Raw genomic sequence first — 24,530 nt, forward strand, 5'->3', positions numbered from 1 at the left:
ACGCCCTGCCCGCCACCCCCCACCCCGCGGCCTGAGCCCGACATGCCGAGGATAAAAACATGAGCACGCCCAACCCCAACACCCCCGTCACCACCGCCAATCTGCCCGACCGCCGCCGCAAGCCGCTGATGATCGCGCTGGGCACCGTCTTTGCCGCTGCCGGCATCGCCTACGGCGCCTGCTGGGCGCTGGTCTCCCGCTACGCGGAAGACACCGACGACGCCTATGTGGCGGGCAACGTGGTGCAGATCACCCCGCGGACCGCCGGCACGGTGCTGGCCATCCATGCCGACGACACCCACTTCGTGCGCGCTGGCGACACCCTGGTGCAGCTCGACGAGGCCGACGCCAAGATCGCGCTCGACCAGGCCGAGGCCCAACTGGCGCAGACGGTGCGCGAGGTGCGCACCCTGTTCGCCACCAGCGGCTCGCTGGCGGCAGCCGTCGAACTGCGCCAGTCCGACATGGCCAAGGCGCGCGACGACCTGGCCCGGCGCCAGGCGCTGGCCGGCACCGGCGGCGCGGCCGGTGCGCATTGAGGGCCATGACAGGCTGGGCCGGCCAAGCAACGCGGTCATCGATGCACATGGTCGGTAGATTCACACGTCCCGAGCCGCACCCTGACGTGCATCCCAGTACGGTTGCGGGCCGAAGCGCTCGAGCAGGAAATCGATGAACACCCGCACCTTCGCCGGCAGATGCCGCGTGGGCAGGTACACCGCATAGGCAAAACGCTCGACCGGCACGTATTCGGACAACACCGCCTGCAGCCGGCCGGCCTGCAGGTCCGCGCCGACGATGAAGGTCGGCAGCAAGGCCACACCCAGGCCGCCCAGCACCGCCTGTGACAGGGCTTCGTCATCATTGATGTGCAGGCGGCCCGACACCGGCACCGCGATCCGCCCCACCGGCCCCGAAAAGTGCCACATGTCGCGCTCGCCCATGTGGGTGTAGTGCAGGCAATTGTGGCCAACCAGATCTTCCGGTGTGCGCGGCACACCGTGCTGGCGGAAATACGCCGGCGTGGCGCAGACCATGCGACGGATCGGTGCCAGCCGCCGCGCCACCAGAGCCGGCGCCGGCTCGGGCACAATGCGCACGGCCACGTCATAGCCCTCATCGGCCAGATCGACGATACGGTCGTTGATCGTCATGTCCACACTGAGCGCCGGGTAGCGCGCCAGGAAATCGGGCAGCGCGGGCGCGATGTGCAAGGTGCCGAAGGCCACCGAGGCGCTGATCTTGAGCACGCCCCGTGGCTCGGCCTGCAGGTGGCCGATGGTCTGATCCGCGTCCTCCAGCTCCTGGACGATGCGCGCGCAATGCGCATAGTAGGCCGCACCGATTTCGGTCAAGCTCAGCCGCCGGGTACTGCGATTGAGCAAGCGAACACCGAGCGAGGCCTCCAGCGCGGCCACCGCCTTGCTCAACTTGGAGCGCGTGGCATTCATGCGCCGCGCCGCTTCGGAGAAGCTCTTCGCCTCGACCACCCGCGCGAAGATCAGCATGCCATCGACCTTGCTCATTGCGTCTGCCCTTTGTCGCCAATTTGGCACCAATGCTGTGCCCTTTCGCGATCTTATCAATTTGGTTGGCCTCACCTACCATGGGTTCCGGATGCAGCGAAGCATCCACACACATCTATGGAGACGAAATGCGCAGCGACTACATCATCCTGGGCGACGCCGACTTTGTCCGGCTCATGGCACTCAACCCGGAGCCTCAATTGCGCGCCGAGCTCGAAGGCGCGGTGGTGATGCCGACCCGCGCCGTGCCGCGCGGCGTGGTGATGCTGAACTCCCGTGTCCGCTACATCGATGACGCCACCGGGGTGTCCCGCGACATCGAAATCGTCTATCCCACCGACGCGGACGCCGCCGCCGGCAAGGTGTCCGTTCTTGCACCGGTCGGTTCGGCGCTCATCGGTCTGTCGGTGGGCGAACAGATCGACTGGACCTTTCCGGACGGCCGCCGCATCCGGCTACGGGTGGAAGATGTCCTGACCGACGCCTGAGCGCATTCGGCCCGTCCTTCGCACCCGGCCAACCGACAACGCCCGACCAGCAGCAGATGCCGCCAGTCGGGCGTCGTCACGTCTGGCCCAATCGACCTACACTATCGGGCGAACTCCCTCCCCGATACTGCCAAGGACTTCACCAATGAAAGCCATTGTCACCGGCACCAGTCGCGGCCTGGGCGCCGCCATTGCCATGGCGCTGCTCGAACGCGGCATCCCCGTGCTCGGCCTGGCCCGTCAACACAATCCGGCGCTGACGCAGCCGGGCGCGGCGTGTGCACAGACCGCGCTGGACCTGTCGAATCCGGACGCGCTGGCACGCTGGCTCGCTGGCGGCGAGATAGCCCGCTTTCTCGCCGACGAAGACACCGTACTGCTGATCAACAACGCCGGCACCGTGGCGCCGGTCGGGCCGCTGGGCACGCAAGGCAGCGCGGCAGTGGCGCAGGCGGTGAGCCTGAACGTGGCGGCGCCGCTGATGCTGGCCGACGCGTTCGTGACGGCCAGCCCGGCCGCGTGCGACCGGCGCATCGTGCATGTATCGAGCGGCGCGGCACGCAAGGCGTATGCGGGCTGGAATGTATATGGCGCCACCAAGGCGGCGCTGGACCACCACGCCCGCGCGGCGCTCGAGGACAGCGTACCGGGGCTGCGCATTTGCAGTCTGGCGCCGGGGCTGGTCGACACCGATATGCAGTTACAGGTGCGCAGCAGCGACGGCGCCCGCTTTCCGGCCCGTGAGCGCTTCGAGGCGCTCAAGCGCGACGGCGCATTGCTGGTGCCGGCGGTGTGCGCGGCGCAGTTGGTTCGCTATCTGTTGTCGGACGATTTTGGCGCAGACGCGACCGCTGACTTGCGCGAGCTGGCGTCCGCCTAAGCGGCGTCGTCGTCGGCGCCGATAATCAACCGGGTGTCGCTGAGGTATTTGTGTGGCGGCACTTCAAGGTTGTCGGGCGCGGGTTTGTGCAGATACACCCGGCCGGCCAGGTCGAAGGTGGAGCCGTGGCAGGGGCACAGGAAGCCGCCGGGCCAGTCGGCGCCCAGGCCGCTGGCGGCACCGGCGCCGAACTTCTCGCTTGGCGAGCAGCCCAGATGGGTGCAGATACCCACCGCGACGAGGTAGCGCGGGTTGATGGCGCGGTGGCGGTTTTGCGCATACGCCGGCTGCATGGGGTGAGCCGACGCGGGATCAACCAGGTCGGCCTCATTGCCCTCAAGACTGGCGAGCATGGCGTCGGTGCGGTGCAGGATCCACACCGGCTTGCCGCGCCACTCGACTGTCATCATGTCGCCCGGGGCGAGCTTGCCGATGTCGACTTCCACTGGCGCACCAGCGGCACGTGCGCGCTCGGAGGGTGTCAGACTCGCAACCAGCGGCACCGCCACACCAGCGGTGGCTGCAGCACCCACGGCAGAGGTCGCAATCAACAAGCGGCGGCGGTCGGCAAGTGTGTCAGTCATGAGTTCAGCACCTCGTTGTTCAGGTGGCGAACCCCGGCGCCTGAACCCGCACCTTGGGGGTTGGGGAGATCCATTTGGCGACTCGTGAAGAGCCAAATTGACGCGGGTGTGCGCCGGGGCTTGCCTGCGCTTCCTTACTCAAGTCCCGTGCCAGAACCACAAAATGCGGATAAACCATTGATTGGCAATGGATTATCCTATTTCTCTTCGATGTCGAGACACGGCAAAACTGCCATTCAAGACACTGATTGGCAGTCAGGCGCTGCCACTTCCGACACCTCGGTCAGCCGCCGGCATCCGATACGGTGCGCCCCGCCAGTCCATGCGCTTTCAGCTTCCGGTACAGCGTGCGTTCGGACACGCCGAGTCGGGTAGCCAACTGCCGGCGGTTGCCGTGGTGCTCGGCCAGCGCGGCTTGCAGGGCGCGACGCTCCATGCCAGCCAGGTCCTCGGTGCCGCAACTGTCGTCGCTGGCGAGTGTGCGTGTCTGCGCTGTCAGCGGTGCGTCACAGAGGCCGGCTGGGAGGTGTTCCAGGCCAATTTCTTCGCCGTCGCACATCAGGCTGGCGCGCTCCAGGATATTGCGCAGCTCCCGCACATTGCCGGGGAAGCGATAGGCGCTCAGGCAGCGCAGCACGGCGGGTGACAGACGCAGGGTCCGCGATGGCGCCACACGCGCGAGCATGCTGGTCGCCAGTAGTGGAACATCCTCAGCGCGATCACGCAGGGCCGGCACCTCGATCGGGAAAGTATTGAGCCGGTAGTAGAGGTCTTGGCGGAATCGGCCTTCGTCCACCATCTCGCGAAGCGATCGGTGCGTAGCCGACACCACACGGATATCGGCCGTGCGCAGTTCGGTGGCACCCACACGGCGGTAGGTGCCGGTCTCGAGCAGGCGCAACAGCTTGACCTGCATGCCCAGGGGAATATCGCCGACCTCGTCAATGAACAAGGTGCCGCCGCTGGCCACTTCGACCAGACCCGGCTTGCGCGCCGTGGCGCCGGTGAAGGCGCCGCGCTCGTGACCGAACAGCTCGCTCTCGAACAAGGTTTCGGGCAGGCCGGAGCAATCGACAGCGATGAAGGGGCGATCGGCGCGGTGGCTGGCTTCATGCAAGGCGTTGGCCACCAGCTCCTTGCCGGTACCGGACTCGCCCTGCAACAACACCGTGGCCTCCGACGGTGCCACACGCGCCAGCAACCCCAGCATGGCCTGGAAGCGCGGTGCGCGTCCGATCAGACCGGCCCGGTCAGACAGGCCACGTGCCACCTTGAGCGGCTCCATTTTCTCGACGAAGAAGGCCACCTCGCCGGCCACATCGCGCACCGGTGACAGCTCGATGTTCACATAGGCCTCGCCCTTGGGCGTGTGATGCAGGTGCAGCACCCGCTCGCGCTGGCCGGACTCGAGGCTGCGCGCCAGCGGGCAGCTCTCGCCGGCCTGGTCGCAGGGGACGGTGTAGTGATGCGAGACCTCGTAGCAGGTGCGGCCGATGACGCTATGGGTCACGTCGTTGGCCTGCCGGTAGGCCGAATTGGCGGCCAGGATGCGGTAGTCCCGATCAAACAGGATGTGCGGCTCGGGCAGCGTCTCGAGAAAGGATTTCAGTTCGATCAGCGGGCGGGGGTCACGTGCCATGGTGCGCTGCCAGAGTTGTCAGTGGTACTGCCAATAGTCTGCCGCTGTCAGTCACGCGTCAAGCGTCAAGATGACGATCAACGCACGCAATACCTTGTTTTACGTCAAGAATCGCATCGGCACAGCGTCTGGCACGCGTCTTGTATGACGTGTAGGGACAGATAGGGAACACCAAGGCATGAAAGACCGACAACTTGCCCGTGAGCTGATCCTCATCGTGATCATCAAGCTGATCGCGATCACCGCCCTGTGGTGGGCGGTGGTGCGCGACACGCCCCCCCCCGTGACCCCGCAGGCCATGGAAACGCGGATCAGTCAGGGCGCGCAACCCACTTCGCAAGGACACCCCCATGATCAGTGAACAACTCGTCGACCTGTCTCGGCTGCAGTTCGCCGCCACTGCGATGTACCACTTCCTGTTCGTGCCGCTCACCATCGGCATGACCTGGATCCTGGTCATCATGGAGTCGGTCTATGTGATGACCGGCCGGCCCATCTACAAGGACATGACCCGCTTCTGGGGCAAGCTGTTCGGTATCAACTTCGCGCTCGGCGTCACTACCGGCATCACGCTCGAATTCCAGTTCGGAACCAACTGGGCCTACTACTCGCACTACGTGGGCGACATCTTCGGCGCCCCGCTGGCGATCGAGGGGCTGATGGCCTTCTTCCTCGAATCGACCTTCATCGGCCTGTTCTTCTTCGGCTGGGACCGCCTCTCGCGCAAGCAGCACCTGCTGGTGACGCTGATGATGGCGATCGGCACCAACCTGTCGGCGCTGTGGATCCTGATCGCCAACGGCTGGATGCAGAACCCGGTCGGCGCCGAGTTCTCGGCCACCACCATGCGCATGGAGATGGTGGATTTCTGGGCCGTGGTGTTCAACCCGGATGCCCAGGCCAAGTTCGTGCACACGGTGTCGGCCGGCTATGTCACCGGCGCCATGTTCGTGCTGTCGATCAGCGCCTGGTACCTGCTGCGCGGTCGCGATGTCGAGTTTGCCAAGCGCTCCTTCCGCATCGCCGCCGCCTTCGGGCTGGCCTCGGCGCTGTCGGTGGTGGTGCTCGGCGACGAGTCCGGCTACACCGTCGGCGAGGCACAGCAGACCAAGCTGGCCGCGATGGAGGCGATGTGGGAGACCGAACCGGCGCCGGCTGGGCTCAAGCTCATCGCCGGCATCGACGAGGCCGGGATGAAGAACGACTGGGAGATCGAGATCCCCTGGGTGCTCGGCCTGATCGGCACCCGCTCGACCGACACCGTGCTGCCCGGCCTCAAGGAGATCCTCGCCGAGAACCGCACGCGCATCGTCTCCGGCATCGAGGCGGTCAAGGCGCTGGAGGCAGTGCGGCGCAATCCCGAAGACAGCGCCGCCCGCGCACAGCTTGCGGCCCATCAGGCCGATCTGGGCTTCGGGCTGCTGCTCAAGAAGTATGTGATCGACATGGACCAGGTCACCCCCGCGCTGATCGACCGGGCCGCCGCCGACACCATTCCGCGCGTCACCCCGCTGTTCTGGACCTTCCGCCTGATGGTGGCGCTGGGCTTCGCCTTCGTTGTGCTGTTCGCACTGGCCACCTGGTATTCGATCACGGGCGACTTCGCCGACCGGCGCTGGCTGCTGCACTGGGCGCTGTGGTTCCTGCCGATGCCGTGGATCGCCTGCGAGATGGGCTGGTTCGTGGCCGAGTACGGCCGCCAGCCCTGGACCATCTACGGCGTGCTGCCGACCCATCTGTCGGTCTCGACCCTGTCGGTGGAATCGCTCTACGGCTCGCTGGCCGGCTTCGTCGGCTTCTACACCGTGCTGCTGATCGTCGAGATGTATCTGATGGTGAAGTTCGCCCGCCAGGGCCCCGGCAGCCTAGGCACCGGCCGCTATCTGAACGAAACCGCATCCGCCTGAAGGAGCTGAAGACATGATCATCGATTACCCGACCCTCAAGGTCATCTGGTGGCTGCTGGTGGGCGTGCTGCTGGTCGGCTTTGCCATCATGGACGGCCACGACATGGGCGTGGGCACCCTGCTGCCCTTCGTCGGCCGCGACGACGTCGAACGGCGCGTGGTCATCAACACCGTCGGCCCGCACTGGGACGGCAACCAGGTGTGGTTCATCACCGGCGGCGGCGCCATCTTCGCCGCCTGGCCGCTGGTCTATGCCACCGCCTTCTCGGGCTTCTACTGGGCCATGCTGGCAGTGTTGTGGCCGCTGTTCTTCCGCCCGGTGGGTTTCGACTACCGCAGCAAGATCCACCACCCGGTCTGGCGCAGCACCTGGGACTGGGGCCTGTTCGTGGGCGGCGCGGTGCCGCCGCTGATCTTCGGCGTGGCCTTCGGCAACCTGCTGCAGGGCGTACCCTTCCACTTCGACAACAGCCTGGTGTCCTACTACACCGGCAGCTTCTGGGGGCTGCTCAACCCCTTTGCCCTGCTGTGCGGCCTGGTCAGCACGGCGATGATCACCTGCCATGGCGCCATTTACCTGATGCACCGCACCGAAGGCGATATCCATCGGCGCAGCCGTGTCGCGGCGCTGCTGTTCGGCGGGGTGTTGCTGGTCGGCTTCAGTCTGGCCGGCGTTTGGCTGCAATGGATTCCGGGCTATGCCATCAGTTCGGTGATCGATCCCGCCGCCCTGCCCGACCCGCTGGCCAAGGAGGTGGTCCGGAGCGCCGGCGCCTGGATGCACAACTACCAGAATCATCCCGCCACCATCGCGGTGCCGGTGCTCGCCTACCTGGGCATCGCCACGGCGCTGGCGCTGGCCATGAAGGGGCGCACGCTGGCGGCGTTCATCGCCTCGTCGATCGGTGTCACCGGCGTCATCGGCACGGCCGGCGTGTCGATGTTCCCGTTCATCCTGCCGTCCTCGAGCGCCCCAGACGCCAGCCTCACGGTGTGGGACAGCGTGTCGAGCCATCTGACGCTCACCCTCATGTTCTTCGCCACCGTGATCTTCATACCGATCATCATCGCCTACACCCGCTGGGCCTATCAGGTGATGTCCGGCAAGGTCACGGCCGCCTACGTGCGCGAAAACAGCCATTCCGCCTACTGATCTGGAGGACACCGCCATGTGGTACTTCACCTGGATGCTCGGCATCGGCTTCGCCGTGCTGCTGGCCATACTCAACGCCCTGTGGGGCGAGCATGAAGACGGCCGCCAGACGGCCCTCGCCCCCGATGCCCGCGGCGATGAGTAGCGCACCGACAAAGCCCGTGCGCATCGCCTGGCTGCCGCTGCTCGCCGCCATCGCCATCGCGCTGGGCATCACCGCGAACCCACGCTGGCTGGCCGACAGCGCCGGCCATGCCGACCACTGGGCCGCCATGGCGCTGTTCTGGGCCATGAGCGCCGGCTTCGTGCGCGGCGTCGGATTCATGCCGCATTTGCCGCCCCTGCGCTGGCTGCTGTCCGGCACGGCCTGCGGCGTCGGCGTGTTGCTGGCGCTGTGGCGGCTCGGGTGACACCCCCGCCCTCCCTTCCGACAACCGGAGATTTTCATGACTGAACCGAACTCGCCGTCTCTCTATGCCCGGCTGGGCGACGAGGGCATCGCCGAACTCGTCGATCGCCTCTATGTGCACATGGCCGAACGCCCCGACGCCCGCCCGGTGTGGCGGATGCATCACAGCGATCTGGCCGAGACCAAAGCCCGTCTGCGCGCCTTTCTCTCCGGCTGGCTGGGCGGCCCCGATCGCTTCACCGCCCGCTATGGCATGCCGCGCATGCGACGTCGCCATCTGCCGTTCTCGATCGGCTTCAGCGAGCGCGACCAATGGCTGCAATGCCTGCGCATGGCGCTCGACGACACCGTGCCGGACACCGCCTTGCGGGCGGCGCTGAATGCCGCGTTCACGGCCATGGCGGACCACCTGCGCAATCGCACTGAGCCGGAAGCCGATCGCCACCCCCTGACCGGCGCATGCCTCGCATCGCCCGGCCGCACACCCGCACCCGACGACGCCGCATGGCGGCCATGCCAGGCCGACTGCCATCAATGACAGCAGACGCTGCCAACAGCCACGCACTGCCACTGCCATCCGCCTCCACCGACCGCCGGTCGGTGCATCTAACCCCCTGTTTTACTGCGGGTATTTCATGACGCGACCCGTGGCATAGAACTTGATACGACATGCCTAAGACGTCCTCGCTTGCGCGACAGCTCAAGGATTTCGGCATGTACTTTCGCCAGATTTTCCATTCACCCAGCCACTCGATCGGCTACCTGCTGGCCGACATGAGCGCCTGCGACGCGGTGCTGATCGACCCGCTGCCCGAACAGTCCGAGTTGCTGCTCGCGCTGCTGCAGGAACGCGACCTGCGCCTGCTCTACGTCCTGCGCACCCACATGCACTCGCCCGAACAGGGCCACTGCGGCGAGCTGTGCCGCTTCACCGGCGCCGAACTGGTGGTGGGGATCGACTCGCCCTACGACGGCCCGGCGCAGCGCAAGGGGCATGGCGAGACGGTGGTCTTCGCCAACGAGGTGCTGCGGGTGCTGGCCACGCCGGGGCACACCCCCGATTCGGTGAGCTTCCTGTGGCGCGACCGCCTGTTCTGCGGCGACACGCTGGAGATCGGCGGTTGCCGCCTGGATGCCGCGCAGAGCGACCCCGGGCAGTTGTACGACAGCGTCACCCAGCGGCTCTTCCTGCTGCCGGGCGAAACGCTGATGTTCCCCGGTCATGACTTCAACGGCCGCACGGTGAGCACCATCGCCGAGGAGCGCCACCGCAATGCCGCCTTCGCCGAAGGCTGCCGCGAACGCTTCCTGACCGCCAACGCCCGGCCCGAACCGCGCCCCCCATCCCCCCAACCGCGCCAGTAGCGCAGCAGCACCATCCACACCACTGCAGAACGCCCGACCAGAGGCGTCATACGAGGAGACAAAAACATCATGCGACACCGAGCGATACACGCCCTCTTCGCGCTCGCCGTGCTGATGGCCGGCACGGCCGGCGCGGTCGGCGCCAGCGGCAAGGCATCGACCGCCGACCACAGCAAGTTCGAGGAACTGGCCGGCCCCTTCGACAGCGGCGAGGCGGTCACCCGCGCTTGCCTCAAATGCCACACCGAGGCCAGCCACCAGATCATGCAGACCCGCCACTGGACCTGGGACTACGCCAACCCGGCCACCGGCCAGCGTCTGGGCAAGAAGACCATGGTCAACGCCTTCTGCATCGGCGACCAGTCCAACGAACCCTTCTGCCAGTCCTGTCACATCGGCTATGGCTGGAAGGACAAGCACTTCGACTTTACCGACGCCAGCCGGGTCGATTGCCTGGCCTGTCACAACACTGGCGAGTACACCAAGCCCTTCGGCTTCGCGGGCAACCCGGTCACGGTGCGCAGTGAGTATCCGCCGGGCTCGGGCAAGTTCGTCGAACCGATCGACCTGGCCAAGATCGCCCAGGCCGTCGGCCCCACCCGCCGCGACAACTGCGGCGCCTGCCACTACAACGGCGGTGGCGGCGACGGCGTCAAGCATGGCGACCTCGACTCCTCGCTCAACACCGCGACGCACGAGCTCGATGTGCACATGGACAAGGACGGGCTGAACTTCAGCTGCAGTACCTGCCATGTGAGCGACCAGCACGCCGTGGCCGGCAGCCGCATCGCGATGACCGCCGCCGACCCGCACCCGGCCCTGCTGCGCGGCGAAAAGTCCGAGCGCAACCCGGCCGCCTGCCAGGCCTGCCATGGCGACAAGCCGCACAAGGAAAGCCTGCTCGCCGCCGAGCGACTCAACGCGCACACCGACACCCTCGCCTGCCAGAGCTGCCACATCCCGGCCTTCGCCCGCGGCGGCGTGTCCACCAAGATGGCCTGGGACTGGTCGCAAGCCGGACAGCTAGACGCCGAGGGCAAGCCCTTACAGAAAAAGGACGATCACGGCCATGTGATCTACGACAGCAAGAAGGGCGCCTTCGTCCATGGCCAGAACGTGACGCCGGCCTATCAGTGGTTCGACGGCCGGGTCACCTACACCTTGCTGAACGACACCATCGATCCCACGACCCGCGTGCCGATCAACGTCTTCCATGGCGAGCCCGGCGCGCCAAATGCCCGCATCTGGCCGGTCAAGGTCTTCCACGGCCGCCAGCCTTACGACACCGAGCGCAACACGCTGCTGGTGCCCAGTGTCGGCGTGCCGAACGATTCGGCCTTCTGGTACAACTTTGACTGGCCCAAGGCCCTGGCCGCCGGCGCCGAAGCCACCGGCGCGCCCTTCAGCGGCAAGTACGACTTCGTCGACACCCAGATGCTGTGGCCGATCACCCACATGGTCGCACCCAAGGAAAAGGCCGTCGCGTGTCAGGAATGCCATGCCGACGACGGCCGCCTGGCCGGCATCGAGGGCGTGTACATCCCCGGCCGCGACCGCAGCCCCTGGCTCGACCGCCTCGGCTGGCTCGCCGCCCTGGCCGCCCTGCTCGGCGTCAGCCTGCATGCCACCGCCCGTGTCGTCACCCATCTGCGCAAGGAGGACTGAGCCATGTCGCACACCACCCCGATGACGCGCATCTACGTCTTCAAACGCTATGAACGCTTCTGGCACTGGTCCCAGGCCGTGCTGGTGATCCTGATGCTGGTCACCGGCTTCGAGATCCACGGCAGCTACCACAGCCTCGGCTTCGAGCGCGCCGTGCGCCTGCACACGCTGTCGGCCTGGACGCTGCTGGCGCTGTGGGCCTTCACCATATTCTGGCAATTCACCACCGGCGAATGGCGCCAATACATCCCCACCGCCAGCAAACTGGTGGCTATGGCGCGCTACTACATGTTTGGCATTTTTGTCGGTGCCCCTCACCCCTATCACAAGACCGCGCTCAAGAAGCACAACCCGCTGCAGCGTCTCGCCTATCTGGTACTGCTGGCGCTGGTCTCACCAATCATCTGGGGATCCGGGCTGCTCTACCTGTTCTATGCCTACTGGGGCGGCCTTGGGCTGGACCGCTGGCTCAGCCTGGAACAGGTGGCCACGGTGCACACCGCCGGCGCCTTCATGATGCTGGTCTTCGTCATCGCCCATGTCTATCTCACCACCACCGGCCACACGGTGTTCGCCCACATCAAGGCGATGATCACCGGTTGGGACGAGGTGGAGGAAGACCTGCGCGCCACCCCCGAAAAAACACACTGACATTTTCATTGAAAAAGGAGATTCCCATGCCCCGCCACTTTCCCACTGCGGTCGGTATCGTCCTCACCCTGGGCCTTGCCGCCCAGTGCCTCGCCGCCGATGCCCCGACCGACCCGAAACAGCAGACATCGTGGGGCCTCTATGTCGACTCACGCGAGGCCTACGAGATGAAGACCGGCCCCGGCGGCGACGCCGTGTTGCTGGTGGATGTGCGCGACCCGGTCGAGATCATGTTCACCGGCTTCACCGACGTGGTGGATGTGAACATCCCCTTCATGACGGCCGACCGCAGCCGCTGGAACGACAAGAAGAACGTCTTCCTGATGCAGCGCAACGAAGACTTCGCCCCAGCCGTCGCCCGTGCGCTCGCCGCGCGCAAGCTCGGCAAGGACACGGCCATCGTCCTCATGTGCCGCTCCGGCGGCACGCGCGGCGCGCCCAGTGCCAAGGCCCTGGAGGGGCAGGGCTACGAGCGGGTCTATGTGGTGGTAGACGGCTTCGAAGGCCGCACTATCAAGGACGGCGAACGCAAGCACTGGCGGCTCGTCGACGGCTGGAAGAACGCCGGCCTGCCGTGGAGCTACACCCTCAACAAGGCCAAGATGGCCCCGCAAGACGGCGCTCCCCGGTAAGCCACCCCGATGGTCGTGGCCTATGCCACCCATAGGCAGAATCGACTTCACTGTAAATTAGCATTTACTTATATTCAGTTCATCATCAATCACCGCAACAAGGAGTCAATGATGGAACCGCAAGCCCCCTGCCCCGCCTTCCCCAGAATCAACGAACCCGCACCCGCCTTCAAGGCCGAGACCACCTTCGGGCCACGCAGCCTTGAAGACTATCGTGGCAAATGGTTGATCCTGTTCTCGCATCCGGCCGATTTCACGCCGGTGTGCACCACCGAGTTCATGGGTTTCGCCCGCGCCGCCGACACCTTCCGCAGCATGAACTGCGAGCTGCTCGGCCTGTCGATCGACAGCCTGTTCTCGCATCTGGCCTGGACGCGCAGCATCAAGCAGAACTTCGGCGTCGACATCACCTTCCCGATCATCGAAGACCTGAAGATGGAGGTCGCCAAGGCCTACGGCATGATTCACCCGGGCGCCGGTGATACCTCGGCGGTGCGTGCCACCTTCTTCATCGACCCCGAGGGCAAGCTGCGCGCGATGGTCTACTACCCGATGAGCAACGGCCGCTCGATCGATGAGTTCGTCCGCCTCCTGCAGGCGCTGCAGACCAGCGACGCCCACGGGGTCGCCACGCCGGAGAACTGGAAGCCGGGCGAGGCGGTCATCGTGCCGCCCCCCAAGACCGCCGAAGCCGCCGAAAAGCGGGCCTCGGAGGGCTATGACTACGTGGACTGGTATTTCTCCAGGAAATCGCTGTAACCCGGCCAGAGCGCGGCGGCGTCGCATCAAGCCAGCGTTGCCGTGCTGCCTCGGTCCATCCGCCGAGGCCACTGGCCCGACCTTGCCACTTCACTTACGCCGGATCCCGACATGAGCACAGCAAACCCCACCGACACACCTGCCGCCCCCGCCATCAAGAGCGCCCGACTGGCGCACTTTCCGGTCGCCCTGTTCTCCACCGTCATGGGCTCGGCCGGCCTGGCCATTGCCTGGCAGAAGGCGGGGCATCTGCTCGGCTGGCCGGCAGTCGTCGGCCAGGCGCTGACCGTGCTGGCCACGGGCCTGTTCGTGCTGATCGCGCTGCTCTACGCGCTCAAGCTCTTGCGCTACCCGGAGGCCGTCGCCGCCGAGCGCCGCCATCCGGTCAGGATGAACTTCTTCCCCACCTTTTCCATCGGCATCCTGCTGCTGGCCATCGCCTGGTATGGCGCCGCGCCCGAGGCGGCCCGCTGGCTGTGGGCAATCGGTGCGGTGCTGCACCTGGGCTTCACACTGATGGCCATGAACAGCTGGATCCACCACACCCACTATGAGGTGACGCACCTCAACCCGGCGTGGTTCATTCCGGTGGTGGGCAACATCATCGTGCCGGTGATCGGCGTGCATGTGGCGCCGCCCGAGGTGTCGTGGTTCTTCTTCAGTATCGGGCTGGTGTTCTGGATGGTGCTGATGGCGATCGTGATGTACCGCCTGTTCTTCCATGCGCCACTGGCCTTGCGCCTGACGCCCACCCTGTTCATCCTGTTGGCGCCGCCATCGGTGGGCTTCATCGCCTACCTGAACCTGACCGGCGAACTCGACGCCTTCGCCCGCGTGCTCTACTACACGGCGCTGTTCCTGGCCATGTTGCTCGCGTCCAACGCGCTGCGCTTCTTCCGTGTGCCCTTCTTCGTCTCGGCCTGGGCCTATTCCTTTCCGCTGGCCGCGCTGTCCATCGCCACGCTTCGCATGGCCGAGGCCACCGGTCTGGACGGCCTGCGCTGGCTGGGCGCGGCGCTGGTGGTGCTGACCACGGCAGTGATCGCCTTCCTCATGCTGCGCACACTGCGCGCCATCACCGCGGGCGCGATCTGCCAGCCGGAATAACCCAGCCCGCCAGCCTACACGGTGGCGGGCACCGCCTCCGCCGTGGGTGCGGCCGGCGGCACACCATCGCCCAGCACCGCCAACAAGGCGTTGAGGCGTTCAAGGAACGCTTTGCGGGCACGGAGCATGTCGGCACACAGCGCATCCCGATCCCGCCCCGAGGCCACGCCGTAAGTCTGAGCGAGCGCATCGGCAAGCCGGTGCAGCCGGCGATGCGCCGGCCCGATGGCGACAAACTCGGGCAGGTGTCCATAGCGTATCTGCCCCTCGCCGGCGTACCACTGGGCAAATCGGTGCAAGGCCGGATCATCCTTGAGCGGCGGGGTCGTCGCGGTGTCGGGCGCCAGGCTGGCCACAAGCTGATCGAGCCACTGGCGGTGATGAAACTCCGCCGCGTAGAGCGGCAGGTCATCCCGCAGCCAGGGCATGTCGCTGATCTGCTGCCAGGCGACCGGCTGCCGGTAGCTGCGGATCCACTCCGGTAGCGCCTCCGCCGGCATCGGCCGTGCAATGCCGTAGCCCTGACCCAGGTGGCAGCCGACCCGCAACAACAGCTTGCCGTGGTCCTCAGACTCGACGCCTTCGGCGATCACCTGACGCCGGAACGCGCGGCTGAGCCCGACGATGCCCTCGACGATGGTCAGATCGTCCGCATCGCTGAGCATGTCGCGCACAAAGGAGCGGTCGATTTTCAGCGTGTCGGCGGGCAGCTGCTTGAGATAGGTCAGCGAGGAGTAGCCGGTGCCGAAGTCGTCGAGCGACACCGATACGCCCAGCGCGCGGCATTGGGCGATGATCTCCGACACCTTGGAGATGTCATCGAGCGCCGTGGTTTCGAGCAGTTCAAGCTCGATCAGCGAGGCCGGCACCTCGGGATGGTTGCGCAGGTGTTGCTCCAGATGCGCAGCGAAATCCTGCTGCTGCAGGTGCGCCCCGGAAATATTGATGCTGACCTTGATCTGCAAGCCCTGGCGCAGCCATTCGGACAGCTGGCGCATGGCATCGCCGATCACCCACTCGCCCAGCGGAATCGCCAGGTCGCCGTCGTCGACCGCCGGCAGGAAGGCCGCCGGCGGCAGCAGGCCGCGCTTGGGGTGGGCCCAGCGGATCAAGGCCTCGGCGCCCACCACACGCCCGGCGCGCATGTCCACCTTGGGCTGATAGTGGAGCACGAACTCGCCGGCCACGATCGCCCGGCCAATACGGCTGACCGTCTGGCGATGGGCCTGCATCTGGCGATTCTGCTCGGCATCGAACAGGTGGTAGCGGCCGCGGCCCTGCTCCTTGGCAAAGTACATCGCGTGGTCGGCGTGGCGCAGCAGGGTGTCGGCATCGACATCGTCCATCGGATACAAGGTCACGCCGATGCTGGCTGACACGGCCGCCGTCTCGCTACCCGACACGGTGTAGGTGTCCTTCAGGCCCTCGCTCAGGCGCTCGAGCGCATGTTCGCAGGCCAGCGCGTCTTCAATGCCGTTGAGCAGCACCACGAACTCGTCGCCGCCCAGCCGCGCGACGCTGTCGCTGTCGCGCAGCAGCCCCTTGAGGCGCTCGGCCACCTGGATCAGCAACTGGTCGCCCGCCGCGTGGCCGAAGCGGTCATTCACCGGCTTGAAGCCGTCCAGATCGAGATAGCACACCGCCAGCCGCGTGCCGGTCCGCCGGGCCAGCGCCATGGCCTGGGCCAGGCGGTCGGCCAGCAGGCTGCGGTTGGGCAGCCCGGTCAGTGCATCGTAGTGAGCCATGCGCTCGAGCTTTTCCTGCTGCTCGACCATCTTGGTGATGTCGCTGAACACCGCAATGTAGCGGCACGTTCCGCCATCGCCATCCGGCACGGCCGAGATCGTTTCCATCTGCGCGTACAAGGCGCCGTTCTTGCGCCGGTTCCAGATCTCGCCACGCCAGAAACCCGTGCGCTTGAGTTCGGCCCACATGGCGGCGTAGAAGGCCGCGTCGTGCCGGCCCGATTGCAGCAGCGCCGGCGTCTCGCCGAGGACCTCGTCGCGGCGGTAGCCGGTGACCACGGTAAACGCCGGATTGACATCGATGATCCGCTGGTGCTCGTCGGTGATGATGATGCCTTCATGGGCATGGTCGAACACGCTCGCCGCCAGCGCGATCTTGGCGTTGGCTTCATGCTGGTCGGTGATGTCACGGTTGACCCCCACCATGCGCAGCGGGCGACCGGCCGGATCGACCTGGGCGGAGCCGTGCGCCTCGACATGGCGGACCCGCCCATCCGGCAGGCAGATGCGGAACACCGAATCGAAGACGCCGCCCCGGGCAATCGCGGCCTGGATCACCGTCTGCACACGCGTGACATCGTCCGGATGCACGCAGCGCTGCCAGTCGGCCAGCCGGCCGAAGAACCGTGTCTCGTCCATCCCGTACAGCTGAAGCATGCGCGCATCCCAGATCACCCGCCCCTGGGTCAGGTCGATTTCCCAGGTGCCGATCCCGGCCGCCTCCTGCGCCAGATCGAGTCGCTCGGTGGCTTCGCGAATATCGGCGGTCATGGCCATCGCCCTCGCCTCCACCCGCCGGCGCTCGGTGCCGAGTGACCAGATCACCATGAACAGCAGCACATCGACCAGCAGGCCGCCGACCGCGATCATTTCGGGCTGACGGCTCGACATGGCCGCTTCAAAACGGGGGGTGCTGTAGAAGGTCGCGCTCCAGTCCCGGCCCGGTAAGGACAAGGTGGCCGTCTGACGGCGAACCGCGCCATCGAGCGCAACCGCCGTATCGCTGGCGTAGAGCAGGGTATCGGCATTCTGGCTGTCGCCATCGTGCAGCACGAAGCCCACATCCGGGGTGTCGCCACCGAGAATGCCGCGCATCAGGTCGACCATGCGGAACGGGCTGTACACATACCCGATCAATGCGGTGCGGCGCGCCTCGACCGTATCATCCGGGGCGCCCGCCCGATACACCGGCAAATAGACGAGAAAGCCGGCCTGCACATCTTTCGCCGTCTCCTGCATCAGCGTCACCCGCCCCGACACCGCCGGTAGCCCGGTGTCGCGGGCATGGTCCATCGCCGCTCGACGCATCGGATTGGAGTACATGTCGTAGCCGAAGGCACGGCGATTGCGCCAGTCGAATGGCTCGAGATAGACGATCGCACTATAGACGTCCCGCGCGCCCACGGGCGTGACGGCATAGTCGTCAAACCCCTCCGCCCGCACACTGTCGATATGCGCCGCCAGTTGCTCCGACGGCAACATCACCGCATAGCCAACGCCCTGAATGCCGGGAAAATGACGCTGGATTTCCAAGCCGCTGACAAAGGTGCGCCACTCCGCCCGGGTGGCCGGACGCCCGAGCGACGCGACCATCGCCACTCCGCCTCGCAGCACCTGCTCGTATTCGAGCATCCGCCCGAGAATGCGCTGACGGGCGTCTTCGACCTCGTAGGCAAACCGGTCGGCCGCACGGCGTTCGACATAGGTCTGCGAGATGTACCAACCGATCGCGGTGATCACCAGTGACACGGCGAGCACGATCCAGGCAGTCACCTCGTTGTGGAAGCGGCTAGCGATGGTGGGGGGAGATTCAGCGTTTGTCTGGCGCATGCGGTCTCTGGGCTCGGGCGTTGTGGTCTGACTGGACCGCAACATACCGCGGCCAATGCCCTCAACCGGGGCGTGGCCAATCAACGACCGCCGAACAGGCATTCTTGAATGCCCACGCCGCGCCCAGAAAAGCCCGCCGCATCGACGAATCCGCCGTGGCCGTGCTGGGTTTGCGGCCGATCAAACCCAGCACGGCCACGCCGCGCGTCAGTCTGCGCCACAAGGTTTTACACTTGCGCGGCGGCGCCCCCTGCCGCAGCGTCAGCTGGCGGCGGTGCGCACCCGAATGATGACATCAACCTCTTCGAGCGTGAGGCCGGACGGCAACTCCGGCATACCGACCACCTGCAGCTCTTCTGCCGCCACATCGGTAAGTTGCCCGCTGTCCTCGTTGTACAGATGGTAGTGAGGCGCCGTATTGGAGTCGTAGACGACGCGCTCCCGATCGACGATGAGCTCTCTGACCAATTTCTTTTCCCTGAACAATTTGAGGGTGTTGTAGACAGTCGCCCGCGAGGTTTCGGGAACATGCTCGCGCACCGCGCTGAAGACCTGGTCGGCGGACATGTGCGCCGGCTTCGACAGCATCACGCGCGCAATCTCGACCCGCTGCAGGGTGACCGGAATGCCTGCCTCGCGCAGCCGGTCGGCCATCTGTCGGTTGATTGAAGTGTCCATCGAAGTGTCTCCGTCGGGAACGCAGCCATCTGCATGTGGCCTGTCCGGCAATGCCGGCCTGGGCCAAGTGTAGGCGGCCGCGGCCCGACGGTCCAGACGGGTCTCAGAACGGCTTCGGCCGCGGCGTGCTGTCGCTCGACGGCGCCAGGATCGGCAGCGTGAAGCTGGGCTGGTCGCCGGTCAGCGTCTTGAGGAAAGCCACGATGCTGGCGTTTTCCTCGGCATTGAAGGTGCGTCCAAGCTGCAGGCGCCCCATGATGTCGACCGCCTCGGTGAGCGTATTGGCCGCGCCATCATGGAAGTACGGGTAGGTCATTTCCACATTGCGCAGCGTCGGCACCTTGAAGCTGAACCGGTCGATGTCCTGCCCGGTGACCGCCGAGCGCCCCTCCGCCGGGCTGGTCGCCTTGTACGGCTCGACCACGCCCATCTTCTGGAAGGAATTTCCGCCAACCGCCGCGCCGTTGTGGCAGGCCACACAGCCGCTGCTTTTAAAGAGCTGATAGCCCACCTGCTCCTGCGCCGTCAGCGCATCGGCCTTGCCGAGTAGCCATTGGTCGAAGCGCGAATTGGGCGTGACCAGGGTCTTTTCGAACTCGGCGATGGCCGAGGTCACCTGTTCAATGTCGATCTTGCCCGAACCGAACACTTGGGCAAACTCGCGCACATAGCCCGGGATCGACTCCAGCACGTTGACGGCCAGGGTATGGGTGAAGCCCATCTCACCCGGATTGGCGATCGGACCACCGGCCTGTGCCTTCAGGTCAGCGGCGCGGCCGTCCCAGAATTGCGCCACGTTCAGGCTGGAGTTGAGCACCGTGGGCGCGTTGATCGGTCCCTGCTGCCATTTGTCGCCGATCGAGGTCGGGATGTTGTCGGTGCCCCCCATCGACAGGTTGTGGCAGGAGTTGCAGGAGATGAAACCGGACTTGGACAGGCGCGGGTCAAAGTAGAGCTTCTTGCCCAATTCGACCATACCGAGGTTGATGTTCTGTGGCGGCCGGATGACCTCGATCGGTTCATCCGCGGCGGGCGCCGCCGCAAACAGGGGCGCGCTCAGCGCGCAGGCGATGGCAAGGGCAATTTGCGAGCGTTTCATGATGGACATCCTCCAGCACAAGAAAATGACGGCGAATCGGGCAATCGGCTCTGAAGGGTGATGTCATTTTTTAGACTTGTTCTAAATGCTGGAGTGATTTAACGCCCGGCGGCCACCCCCAATATTGATCTGCATCAGAAACGCAAAAATATCGACGCTGTCGCCGCAGCGCGGCCCGGCCAGTCGCTTCGCACAAAAAAACGCCCCGGCGTCGGGGCGTTGTCGGACGAAGCGTATGGCGGGCACGCGCTATTTGCGCCGCAGGAAGAACTCAAAGGTGCTCTCGCCCACGGCCTCGCTCTTGAGCAACTCGTTGCCGGTCTGGCGGGCAAAGGCTTCGAAGTCTTTCACCGAGCCGGGGTCGGTCGCCTGCACGCGCAGCACCTGCCCGGCCGCCATCTCCGAAAGCGCTTTCTTGGCCCGCAGGATCGGAAGCGGGCAGCTCAACCCGCTCGCGTCTACTTCTTTGTCGACATTCATGTCAGCTCATTCCTTGTGGCGTTAGCGCAACATTCTAGAGCGATGCGGCGCGCGCGTCACCGGCCGTCGCGACCGCGCCAGGCGCGTTCGTCATCATAGCGGGCGCGAAACTCTCTTAAGCGGGCATCCATCGCAGACTGCGTATAAAAATCGGCCTTACCTTCGCGTAGCGCAATCTCGAGCTGCCCGGCGGCCGAAGACCACGCGCCCTGCAAGGCGTAAACCTCGGCCTGGGCGCGATGCGACTCGCTCACGTTGCCGCTGGCCTGATAGGCCTTGGCCAGACGCGTCCAGCTATGGAAGTCGTCCGGGCGTGTCGTGGTGGCCTCTCGCAGTTCGGCGATCGCGGTCTTCAGATCGCCCGCAGCGATACGGGCGTCAGCAAGCAAATAGCCCAGATAGCGGGCCTGCGGATAGGTGGTGACGGCGGGTTTCAGGCGCGAGATGGCGGCCGCAAAGTCACGCCGCGCCATCGCCAGTTCGGCGCCCAGCGCGACGATCATGGCGCTTTGCTGCGCCTTCGGAAAATCACGCCAGGCCGCCTCGGCGCGATCCAGCTCATTCGCCCGCAGCGCGGCATGCACATAGGCGTAGCGCTGCGCGGCGGTCGGCTGCGTGGCTTTTTCCCAGGCCCGCGTTTCACGACGGAACACGTCTGGCGCGGCCCCTTCGAGCGTAGAGAGCCGGGCCTGAACCAAGGTGAAATCATTCGAACTCGTCACCTGCCGATAGCGCCCGCCTTCAACCCGGTTGCCCATGTCCGCGATCCGCTCGGTGGTCAGCGGGTGGGTGCGCAGATAAGCCGGGGCGTTGTTTTCGTACAGGCGGGTTTCCTGCTGCAGGCGCTCAAAAAAACTGGCCATCTGGCGGGTATCGAAACCCGCCGCGTCCAGCGTCTGCAGACCAATCCGGTCGGCCTCGCGTTCGAACTCGCGGGTGTAACCGAGCTGATTCTGGATGCCGGCGGCGGTGCCGCCCGCCACCGCCGCCTGAGCGATCTGGTCGCTGCTGCGTGCGGCGAGCACCGCCACCAGCAAAGAGGCCAGCATGATGATGCTCGACTGGCTTTGCTTGCCCACCAGGCGGGCGATGTGGCGCTGCTCGACGTGGGCAATTTCGTGCGCCACCACCGAGGCCAACTCCGACTCGCTGCGTGCCGACAGAATCAGGCCAGTGTGCAGGCCGATGTAACCGCCGGGCATCGCAAAGGCGTTGAGCGTCGGGTCGCGCAAGGCAAAAAACTGATAGCTGCCGCCGCTTTTGGTGGCCGCCACCAGGCGACCGCCCAGGTCGGTGAGATAGGACTCGACCTGCGGATCATCCAGATAGGAGGGCTCGCGCCAGCGTATTTCGCGGATGATCTGCTCGCCGATACGGCGTTCAGCCGCTTCCGACAGATCGGCCGCAGACGACTCACCCAGATCCGGCAAACCGGCCGCCACGCTCTGCACCGAGAGCACCGCACTGAGCCCGAAGGCTAGGATTCGTTTCATCATGGTGGTGCTATGATACCCGCGCCCTTAAACAGTTCCGCACCCGCGGCAGACGCATCATGACGCAAGGCTTTACTCATTTCGACGCCGACGGCCAAGCGCACATGGTGGACGTCGGTGCCAAGGCCGAAACCCGCCGCATCGGCATCGCCGAAGGGCGCATCACGATGGCCCCGGAGACCTTTGCCATGGTGCAGTCCGGCAGCGCCAAAAAAGGCGACGTGATCGGCATCGCGCGCATCGCCGCCATCCAGGGCGCCAAACGCACGGCCGACCTGATTCCGCTGTGCCACCCGATTCCGCTGACCCGCGTCACCGTCGACTTTGCGCTCGACGCCGCCGCCCACACCATCACCTGCACCGCCACCGCCGAAACCGTCGGCCGCACCGGGGTGGAAATGGAAGCGCTCACCGCCGTGCAGGTCGGCCTGCTCACCATTTACGACATGTGCAAGGCGGTCGATCGCGGCATGACCATGGACAGCATCCGCCTGCTCGAAAAGCAGGGCGGCAAGTCAGGACACTGGCGCGCCGACGCCACCTGACCGGCGCCGGATGAAACGCCTCCTCTGGCTCGCACTCATCGCCGCCCTCGCTTACGGCGGCTTCTACTTCTGGCAGACGCAAACGCAAGCGCCGACCGGCCCGCAGTGGCGCACCGCCACCGTTGACCGCGGCCCACTGGTGCGCAGCATCAATGCCAGCGGCCCGGTGCGACCGGTGGTGCTGGTCAAGGTGGGCACGCGCATTTCGGGCAATATCGCCAAGCTCAACGCCGACTTCAATCAAGCCGTGAAGCAAGGCGAGATTCTGGCCGAACTGGACACCGCACTGATCCGCGCCGCGCTGGCGCAGATCGAGGCTGAGATCGCCGCCGCGCATGCCGAGCGCGCGCTGGCAAAAACACAGCACGCACGCAACGTTCGCCTGGTTGATCAGGGCTTCATCGCCGCCAGCGTGCTCGACGAATCCGCCGCCGCGCTGGCCGCGCGCAGCGCGCAAGTCGACCAGCTTGAGGCCCGCAAGCACCAGGAGCTGACCAACCTCGACCACGCCATCATCCGCGCGCCCATCGACGGCGTGGTGGTGGCGCGCGATGTCGACCTCGGCCAGACCGTGGCCGCCAGTTTCCAGACACCGACGCTGTTCCAGATTGCCGGCGACCTCACCCACATGCAGATCGAAACCCGCGTGGCCGAAGCCGATGTGGGCGAACTGAAAGTTGGCCAGCCGGCCAGCTTCACGGTCGACGCCCATCCGAGCCTGCATCGCAGCGCGCAGGTGCGGCAGATCCGCCTCAACCCGACCATCGAACAGAACGTGGTGACCTACAACGTGGTGCTCGACACCGACAACGCCGACGGCCTGCTGCTGCCGGGCATGACGGCGCAAGTAAACATCCAACTGGCCCGTCGCGACGACGTATTGCGCGTGCCCAACGCCGCCCTGCGCTTTCGCCCGCCCGCCGACAAAACGGCCGAAGCCCCCGACGCCAAACCGCACATCAAGGGCCCGACGGTGTATCGCGCCAAGGGCCAGGCGCTCGAAGCGGTCAGCGTGCAGCTCGGCGCGACCAACGACACCCACACCGAGCTGCTCGACAGCCCGCTCGCCGCAGGCGACGCCATCGTGATTGGCGAGCGTAGCGGCGGCAATGCCGAGGGGCGCGGCAACTTCCGCCTGCGCCTGCACTGATGGCAACCCACGCCGACGCGGCGCTGGTGATGCAGGGCATCGGCAAGTGCTACCAGTCGCCGGGGCAAGCGCCCGTCGATGTGCTGCATGCGCTGGATCTGAGCCTCGCCCCCGGTGACTTCGTGGCCTTGATGGGCCCGTCCGGCTCCGGCAAATCCACGCTCATGAACCTGCTCGGCTGCCTCGACACGCCGTCTGCCGGCCACTATCGCATCGGCGACACGGCGGTCGAAGGTCTGTCCGGCGACGCCCTCGCCGCCTTGCGCAACCGCTTCTTCGGCTTCGTGTTCCAGGGCTTTAACCTGCTGCCGCGCGCCAACCTGATCGACAACGTCGCCCTGCCGCTGATGTACGCCGGCCTCTCGCACCGCGAACGCCAGAAGCGCGCCATTGCCATGCTCGATCGGGTCGGCCTCGGCGGCTTGGGCGAGCGGACCCCAGCGCGCCTGTCCGGCGGCCAGCAACAGCGCGTGGCCATCGCCCGCGCACTGGCCAATGAACCAGCCTGGGTGCTGGCCGACGAGCCCACCGGCAACCTCGACTCGACCACCTCGGCACACATCATGGCACTGTTCGATACGCTCAACAGTCAGGGTGTGTCGATCATCATGGTGACCCACGAAGAAGACGTGGCCGCCCATGCGCGGCGCGTCATCCGCCTGCAAGACGGGCGCATCCAGTCCGACGTCTCGTCCGGCGCCGCCGGCAATCATCAATCTGTCACATAAACAAAAGACAATGGTGG

Annotated in this window: 26 protein-coding genes; 18 read left to right on the forward strand and 8 right to left on the reverse strand. The window is 65.9% G+C overall.

Features of this window, described 5'->3' with window-relative positions:
- The first annotated feature begins 59 nt into the window (after window positions 1–59).
- Window positions 60–539, forward strand: coding sequence for a biotin/lipoyl-binding protein (locus FHP91_RS09450; RefSeq protein ID WP_144309361.1), 480 nt, complete (start codon window positions 60–62; stop codon window positions 537–539).
- A 60-nt stretch (window positions 540–599) separates the two neighbouring features.
- On the opposite strand, the gene FHP91_RS09455 is transcribed toward FHP91_RS09450, so the two are convergent.
- Window positions 600–1,526, reverse strand: a complete 927-nt coding sequence (locus FHP91_RS09455) for a LysR family transcriptional regulator (protein WP_144309362.1) — start codon at window positions 1,524–1,526, stop codon at window positions 600–602.
- Window positions 1,527–1,654: 128 nt separating this feature from the next.
- Between FHP91_RS09455 and FHP91_RS09460 the strand changes: the two genes are divergently transcribed.
- Entirely contained in the window at window positions 1,655–2,014 is a 360-nt protein-coding gene (locus FHP91_RS09460; RefSeq protein WP_144309363.1) for a GreA/GreB family elongation factor, read from the forward strand.
- Between the two features lie 145 nt (window positions 2,015–2,159).
- Complete coding sequence (locus FHP91_RS09465; RefSeq protein WP_144309364.1) at window positions 2,160–2,894, forward strand: SDR family oxidoreductase; 735 nt, start codon at window positions 2,160–2,162, stop codon at window positions 2,892–2,894.
- Here FHP91_RS09465 and petA read toward each other — a convergent pair.
- Both petA and FHP91_RS09475 read right to left on the reverse strand, forming a co-directional pair.
- Window positions 2,891–3,478 carry a ubiquinol-cytochrome c reductase iron-sulfur subunit gene (petA, locus tag FHP91_RS09470; RefSeq protein WP_144309365.1) on the reverse strand — a complete coding sequence of 196 codons (588 nt, stop codon included), beginning with the start codon at window positions 3,476–3,478 and terminating at the stop codon, window positions 2,891–2,893. The genes FHP91_RS09465 and petA overlap by 4 nt on opposite strands.
- Before the next feature lie 283 nt (window positions 3,479–3,761).
- Window positions 3,762–5,117 (reverse strand): sigma-54 interaction domain-containing protein, encoded by a 1,356-nt coding sequence (locus FHP91_RS09475; protein WP_144309366.1) that lies wholly within the window; start codon window positions 5,115–5,117, stop codon window positions 3,762–3,764.
- A 178-nt stretch (window positions 5,118–5,295) separates the two neighbouring features.
- Between FHP91_RS09475 and cydP the strand changes: the two genes are divergently transcribed.
- The 12 genes from cydP (at window position 5,296) to FHP91_RS09535 (ending at window position 14,765) form a co-directional block, all read left to right on the forward strand.
- Window positions 5,296–5,478 (forward strand): cytochrome oxidase putative small subunit CydP, encoded by a 183-nt coding sequence (gene cydP / locus FHP91_RS09480; protein WP_144309367.1) that lies wholly within the window; start codon window positions 5,296–5,298, stop codon window positions 5,476–5,478.
- Window positions 5,468–7,024: a cytochrome ubiquinol oxidase subunit I gene (locus FHP91_RS09485; protein WP_144309368.1), complete on the forward strand. Its 1,557-nt coding sequence runs from the start codon at window positions 5,468–5,470 to the stop codon at window positions 7,022–7,024. Before cydP ends, FHP91_RS09485 begins: the two co-directional genes overlap by 11 nt.
- A gap of 13 nt (window positions 7,025–7,037) precedes the next feature.
- Window positions 7,038–8,177, forward strand: coding sequence for a cytochrome d ubiquinol oxidase subunit II (cydB, locus tag FHP91_RS09490; RefSeq protein ID WP_144309369.1), 1,140 nt, complete (start codon window positions 7,038–7,040; stop codon window positions 8,175–8,177).
- 16 nt (window positions 8,178–8,193) lie between these two features.
- Window positions 8,194–8,322, forward strand: a complete 129-nt coding sequence (gene cydX, locus FHP91_RS09495; RefSeq protein ID WP_144309370.1) for a cytochrome bd-I oxidase subunit CydX — start codon at window positions 8,194–8,196, stop codon at window positions 8,320–8,322.
- Window positions 8,323–8,338: 16 nt separating this feature from the next.
- Window positions 8,339–8,587 (forward strand): cyd operon YbgE family protein, encoded by a 249-nt coding sequence (locus tag FHP91_RS09500; protein WP_246116269.1) that lies wholly within the window; start codon window positions 8,339–8,341, stop codon window positions 8,585–8,587.
- Window positions 8,588–8,623: 36 nt separating this feature from the next.
- Window positions 8,624–9,124 (forward strand): group II truncated hemoglobin, encoded by a 501-nt coding sequence (locus FHP91_RS09505; RefSeq protein ID WP_144309372.1) that lies wholly within the window; start codon window positions 8,624–8,626, stop codon window positions 9,122–9,124.
- Between the two features lie 131 nt (window positions 9,125–9,255).
- Window positions 9,256–9,951: an MBL fold metallo-hydrolase gene (locus FHP91_RS09510; RefSeq protein WP_144309373.1), complete on the forward strand. Its 696-nt coding sequence runs from the start codon at window positions 9,256–9,258 to the stop codon at window positions 9,949–9,951.
- A gap of 69 nt (window positions 9,952–10,020) precedes the next feature.
- Window positions 10,021–11,616 (forward strand): tetrathionate reductase family octaheme c-type cytochrome, encoded by a 1,596-nt coding sequence (locus FHP91_RS09515; protein ID WP_144309374.1) that lies wholly within the window; start codon window positions 10,021–10,023, stop codon window positions 11,614–11,616.
- Window positions 11,617–11,619: 3 nt separating this feature from the next.
- Window positions 11,620–12,267 (forward strand): cytochrome b/b6 domain-containing protein, encoded by a 648-nt coding sequence (locus FHP91_RS09520; RefSeq protein WP_246116270.1) that lies wholly within the window; start codon window positions 11,620–11,622, stop codon window positions 12,265–12,267.
- A gap of 26 nt (window positions 12,268–12,293) precedes the next feature.
- Window positions 12,294–12,899 (forward strand): rhodanese-like domain-containing protein, encoded by a 606-nt coding sequence (locus tag FHP91_RS09525; RefSeq protein WP_144309375.1) that lies wholly within the window; start codon window positions 12,294–12,296, stop codon window positions 12,897–12,899.
- A 111-nt stretch (window positions 12,900–13,010) separates the two neighbouring features.
- The gene (locus FHP91_RS09530) at window positions 13,011–13,658 is read left to right on the forward strand and encodes a peroxiredoxin (RefSeq protein WP_144176487.1); all 648 of its coding nucleotides are present in this window, start codon (window positions 13,011–13,013) and stop codon (window positions 13,656–13,658) included.
- Between the two features lie 111 nt (window positions 13,659–13,769).
- A complete protein-coding gene (locus FHP91_RS09535; protein WP_144309376.1) occupies window positions 13,770–14,765 on the forward strand; it encodes an SLAC1 anion channel family protein in 996 nt (331 codons plus the stop codon).
- Window positions 14,766–14,779: 14 nt separating this feature from the next.
- Here the strand turns inward: FHP91_RS09535 and FHP91_RS09540 are convergent, their stop codons facing one another.
- From FHP91_RS09540 to FHP91_RS09560, 5 genes are all read right to left on the reverse strand, one after another.
- Complete coding sequence (locus tag FHP91_RS09540; RefSeq protein ID WP_186301496.1) at window positions 14,780–18,340, reverse strand: EAL domain-containing protein; 3,561 nt, start codon at window positions 18,338–18,340, stop codon at window positions 14,780–14,782.
- A 261-nt stretch (window positions 18,341–18,601) separates the two neighbouring features.
- A complete protein-coding gene (locus tag FHP91_RS09545; RefSeq protein ID WP_144309378.1) occupies window positions 18,602–19,018 on the reverse strand; it encodes a Fur family transcriptional regulator in 417 nt (138 codons plus the stop codon).
- 103 nt (window positions 19,019–19,121) lie between these two features.
- Window positions 19,122–20,117, reverse strand: coding sequence for a cytochrome-c peroxidase (locus FHP91_RS09550; protein ID WP_144176491.1), 996 nt, complete (start codon window positions 20,115–20,117; stop codon window positions 19,122–19,124).
- 249 nt (window positions 20,118–20,366) lie between these two features.
- Window positions 20,367–20,597, reverse strand: a complete 231-nt coding sequence (locus FHP91_RS09555; RefSeq protein WP_144176492.1) for a sulfurtransferase TusA family protein — start codon at window positions 20,595–20,597, stop codon at window positions 20,367–20,369.
- Window positions 20,598–20,653: 56 nt separating this feature from the next.
- On the reverse strand, window positions 20,654–22,090 hold the full coding sequence (locus FHP91_RS09560) for a M48 family metalloprotease (RefSeq protein ID WP_313791151.1): 1,437 nt from the start codon (window positions 22,088–22,090) through the stop codon (window positions 20,654–20,656).
- Window positions 22,091–22,149: 59 nt separating this feature from the next.
- Between FHP91_RS09560 and moaC the strand changes: the two genes are divergently transcribed.
- From moaC to FHP91_RS09575, 3 genes are read left to right on the forward strand one after another with little or no spacing between them, the layout of a single operon-like run.
- Window positions 22,150–22,635 carry a cyclic pyranopterin monophosphate synthase MoaC gene (gene moaC / locus FHP91_RS09565; protein ID WP_144176494.1) on the forward strand — a complete coding sequence of 162 codons (486 nt, stop codon included), beginning with the start codon at window positions 22,150–22,152 and terminating at the stop codon, window positions 22,633–22,635.
- Window positions 22,636–22,645: 10 nt separating this feature from the next.
- Window positions 22,646–23,785, forward strand: a complete 1,140-nt coding sequence (locus FHP91_RS09570) for an efflux RND transporter periplasmic adaptor subunit (protein WP_144309379.1) — start codon at window positions 22,646–22,648, stop codon at window positions 23,783–23,785.
- Window positions 23,785–24,513, forward strand: a complete 729-nt coding sequence (locus FHP91_RS09575; protein ID WP_144309380.1) for an ABC transporter ATP-binding protein — start codon at window positions 23,785–23,787, stop codon at window positions 24,511–24,513. The genes FHP91_RS09570 and FHP91_RS09575 overlap by 1 nt, the downstream gene beginning before the upstream one ends.
- Window positions 24,514–24,530 lie beyond the last annotated feature (17 nt).

This window comes from Denitromonas halophila, from assembly GCF_007625155.1.
Classification (GTDB): domain Bacteria; phylum Pseudomonadota; class Gammaproteobacteria; order Burkholderiales; family Rhodocyclaceae; genus Nitrogeniibacter; species Nitrogeniibacter halophilus.

What these genes read in the sequence shown, in the direction of transcription:
- FHP91_RS09450 (WP_144309361.1), top strand. Translation starts at nt 60, where the DNA reads ATGAGCACGCCCAACCCCAACACCCCCGTCACCACCGCCAATCTGCCC.
- FHP91_RS09455 (WP_144309362.1), bottom strand. Translation starts at nt 1,526, where the DNA reads ATGAGCAAGGTCGATGGCATGCTGATCTTCGCGCGGGTGGTCGAGGCG.
- FHP91_RS09460 (WP_144309363.1), top strand. Translation starts at nt 1,655, where the DNA reads ATGCGCAGCGACTACATCATCCTGGGCGACGCCGACTTTGTCCGGCTC.
- FHP91_RS09465 (WP_144309364.1), top strand. Translation starts at nt 2,160, where the DNA reads ATGAAAGCCATTGTCACCGGCACCAGTCGCGGCCTGGGCGCCGCCATT.
- petA (WP_144309365.1), bottom strand. Translation starts at nt 3,478, where the DNA reads ATGACTGACACACTTGCCGACCGCCGCCGCTTGTTGATTGCGACCTCT.
- FHP91_RS09475 (WP_144309366.1), bottom strand. Translation starts at nt 5,117, where the DNA reads ATGGCACGTGACCCCCGCCCGCTGATCGAACTGAAATCCTTTCTCGAG.
- cydP (WP_144309367.1), top strand. Translation starts at nt 5,296, where the DNA reads ATGAAAGACCGACAACTTGCCCGTGAGCTGATCCTCATCGTGATCATC.
- FHP91_RS09485 (WP_144309368.1), top strand. Translation starts at nt 5,468, where the DNA reads ATGATCAGTGAACAACTCGTCGACCTGTCTCGGCTGCAGTTCGCCGCC.
- cydB (WP_144309369.1), top strand. Translation starts at nt 7,038, where the DNA reads ATGATCATCGATTACCCGACCCTCAAGGTCATCTGGTGGCTGCTGGTG.
- cydX (WP_144309370.1), top strand. Translation starts at nt 8,194, where the DNA reads ATGTGGTACTTCACCTGGATGCTCGGCATCGGCTTCGCCGTGCTGCTG.
- FHP91_RS09505 (WP_144309372.1), top strand. Translation starts at nt 8,624, where the DNA reads ATGACTGAACCGAACTCGCCGTCTCTCTATGCCCGGCTGGGCGACGAG.
- FHP91_RS09510 (WP_144309373.1), top strand. Translation starts at nt 9,256, where the DNA reads ATGCCTAAGACGTCCTCGCTTGCGCGACAGCTCAAGGATTTCGGCATG.
- FHP91_RS09515 (WP_144309374.1), top strand. Translation starts at nt 10,021, where the DNA reads ATGCGACACCGAGCGATACACGCCCTCTTCGCGCTCGCCGTGCTGATG.
- FHP91_RS09520 (WP_246116270.1), top strand. Translation starts at nt 11,620, where the DNA reads ATGTCGCACACCACCCCGATGACGCGCATCTACGTCTTCAAACGCTAT.
- FHP91_RS09525 (WP_144309375.1), top strand. Translation starts at nt 12,294, where the DNA reads ATGCCCCGCCACTTTCCCACTGCGGTCGGTATCGTCCTCACCCTGGGC.
- FHP91_RS09530 (WP_144176487.1), top strand. Translation starts at nt 13,011, where the DNA reads ATGGAACCGCAAGCCCCCTGCCCCGCCTTCCCCAGAATCAACGAACCC.
- FHP91_RS09535 (WP_144309376.1), top strand. Translation starts at nt 13,770, where the DNA reads ATGAGCACAGCAAACCCCACCGACACACCTGCCGCCCCCGCCATCAAG.
- FHP91_RS09540 (WP_186301496.1), bottom strand. Translation starts at nt 18,340, where the DNA reads ATGCGCCAGACAAACGCTGAATCTCCCCCCACCATCGCTAGCCGCTTC.
- FHP91_RS09545 (WP_144309378.1), bottom strand. Translation starts at nt 19,018, where the DNA reads ATGGACACTTCAATCAACCGACAGATGGCCGACCGGCTGCGCGAGGCA.
- FHP91_RS09550 (WP_144176491.1), bottom strand. Translation starts at nt 20,117, where the DNA reads ATGAAACGCTCGCAAATTGCCCTTGCCATCGCCTGCGCGCTGAGCGCG.
- FHP91_RS09555 (WP_144176492.1), bottom strand. Translation starts at nt 20,597, where the DNA reads ATGAATGTCGACAAAGAAGTAGACGCGAGCGGGTTGAGCTGCCCGCTT.
- FHP91_RS09560 (WP_313791151.1), bottom strand. Translation starts at nt 22,090, where the DNA reads ATGAAACGAATCCTAGCCTTCGGGCTCAGTGCGGTGCTCTCGGTGCAG.
- moaC (WP_144176494.1), top strand. Translation starts at nt 22,150, where the DNA reads ATGACGCAAGGCTTTACTCATTTCGACGCCGACGGCCAAGCGCACATG.
- FHP91_RS09570 (WP_144309379.1), top strand. Translation starts at nt 22,646, where the DNA reads ATGAAACGCCTCCTCTGGCTCGCACTCATCGCCGCCCTCGCTTACGGC.
- FHP91_RS09575 (WP_144309380.1), top strand. Translation starts at nt 23,785, where the DNA reads ATGGCAACCCACGCCGACGCGGCGCTGGTGATGCAGGGCATCGGCAAG.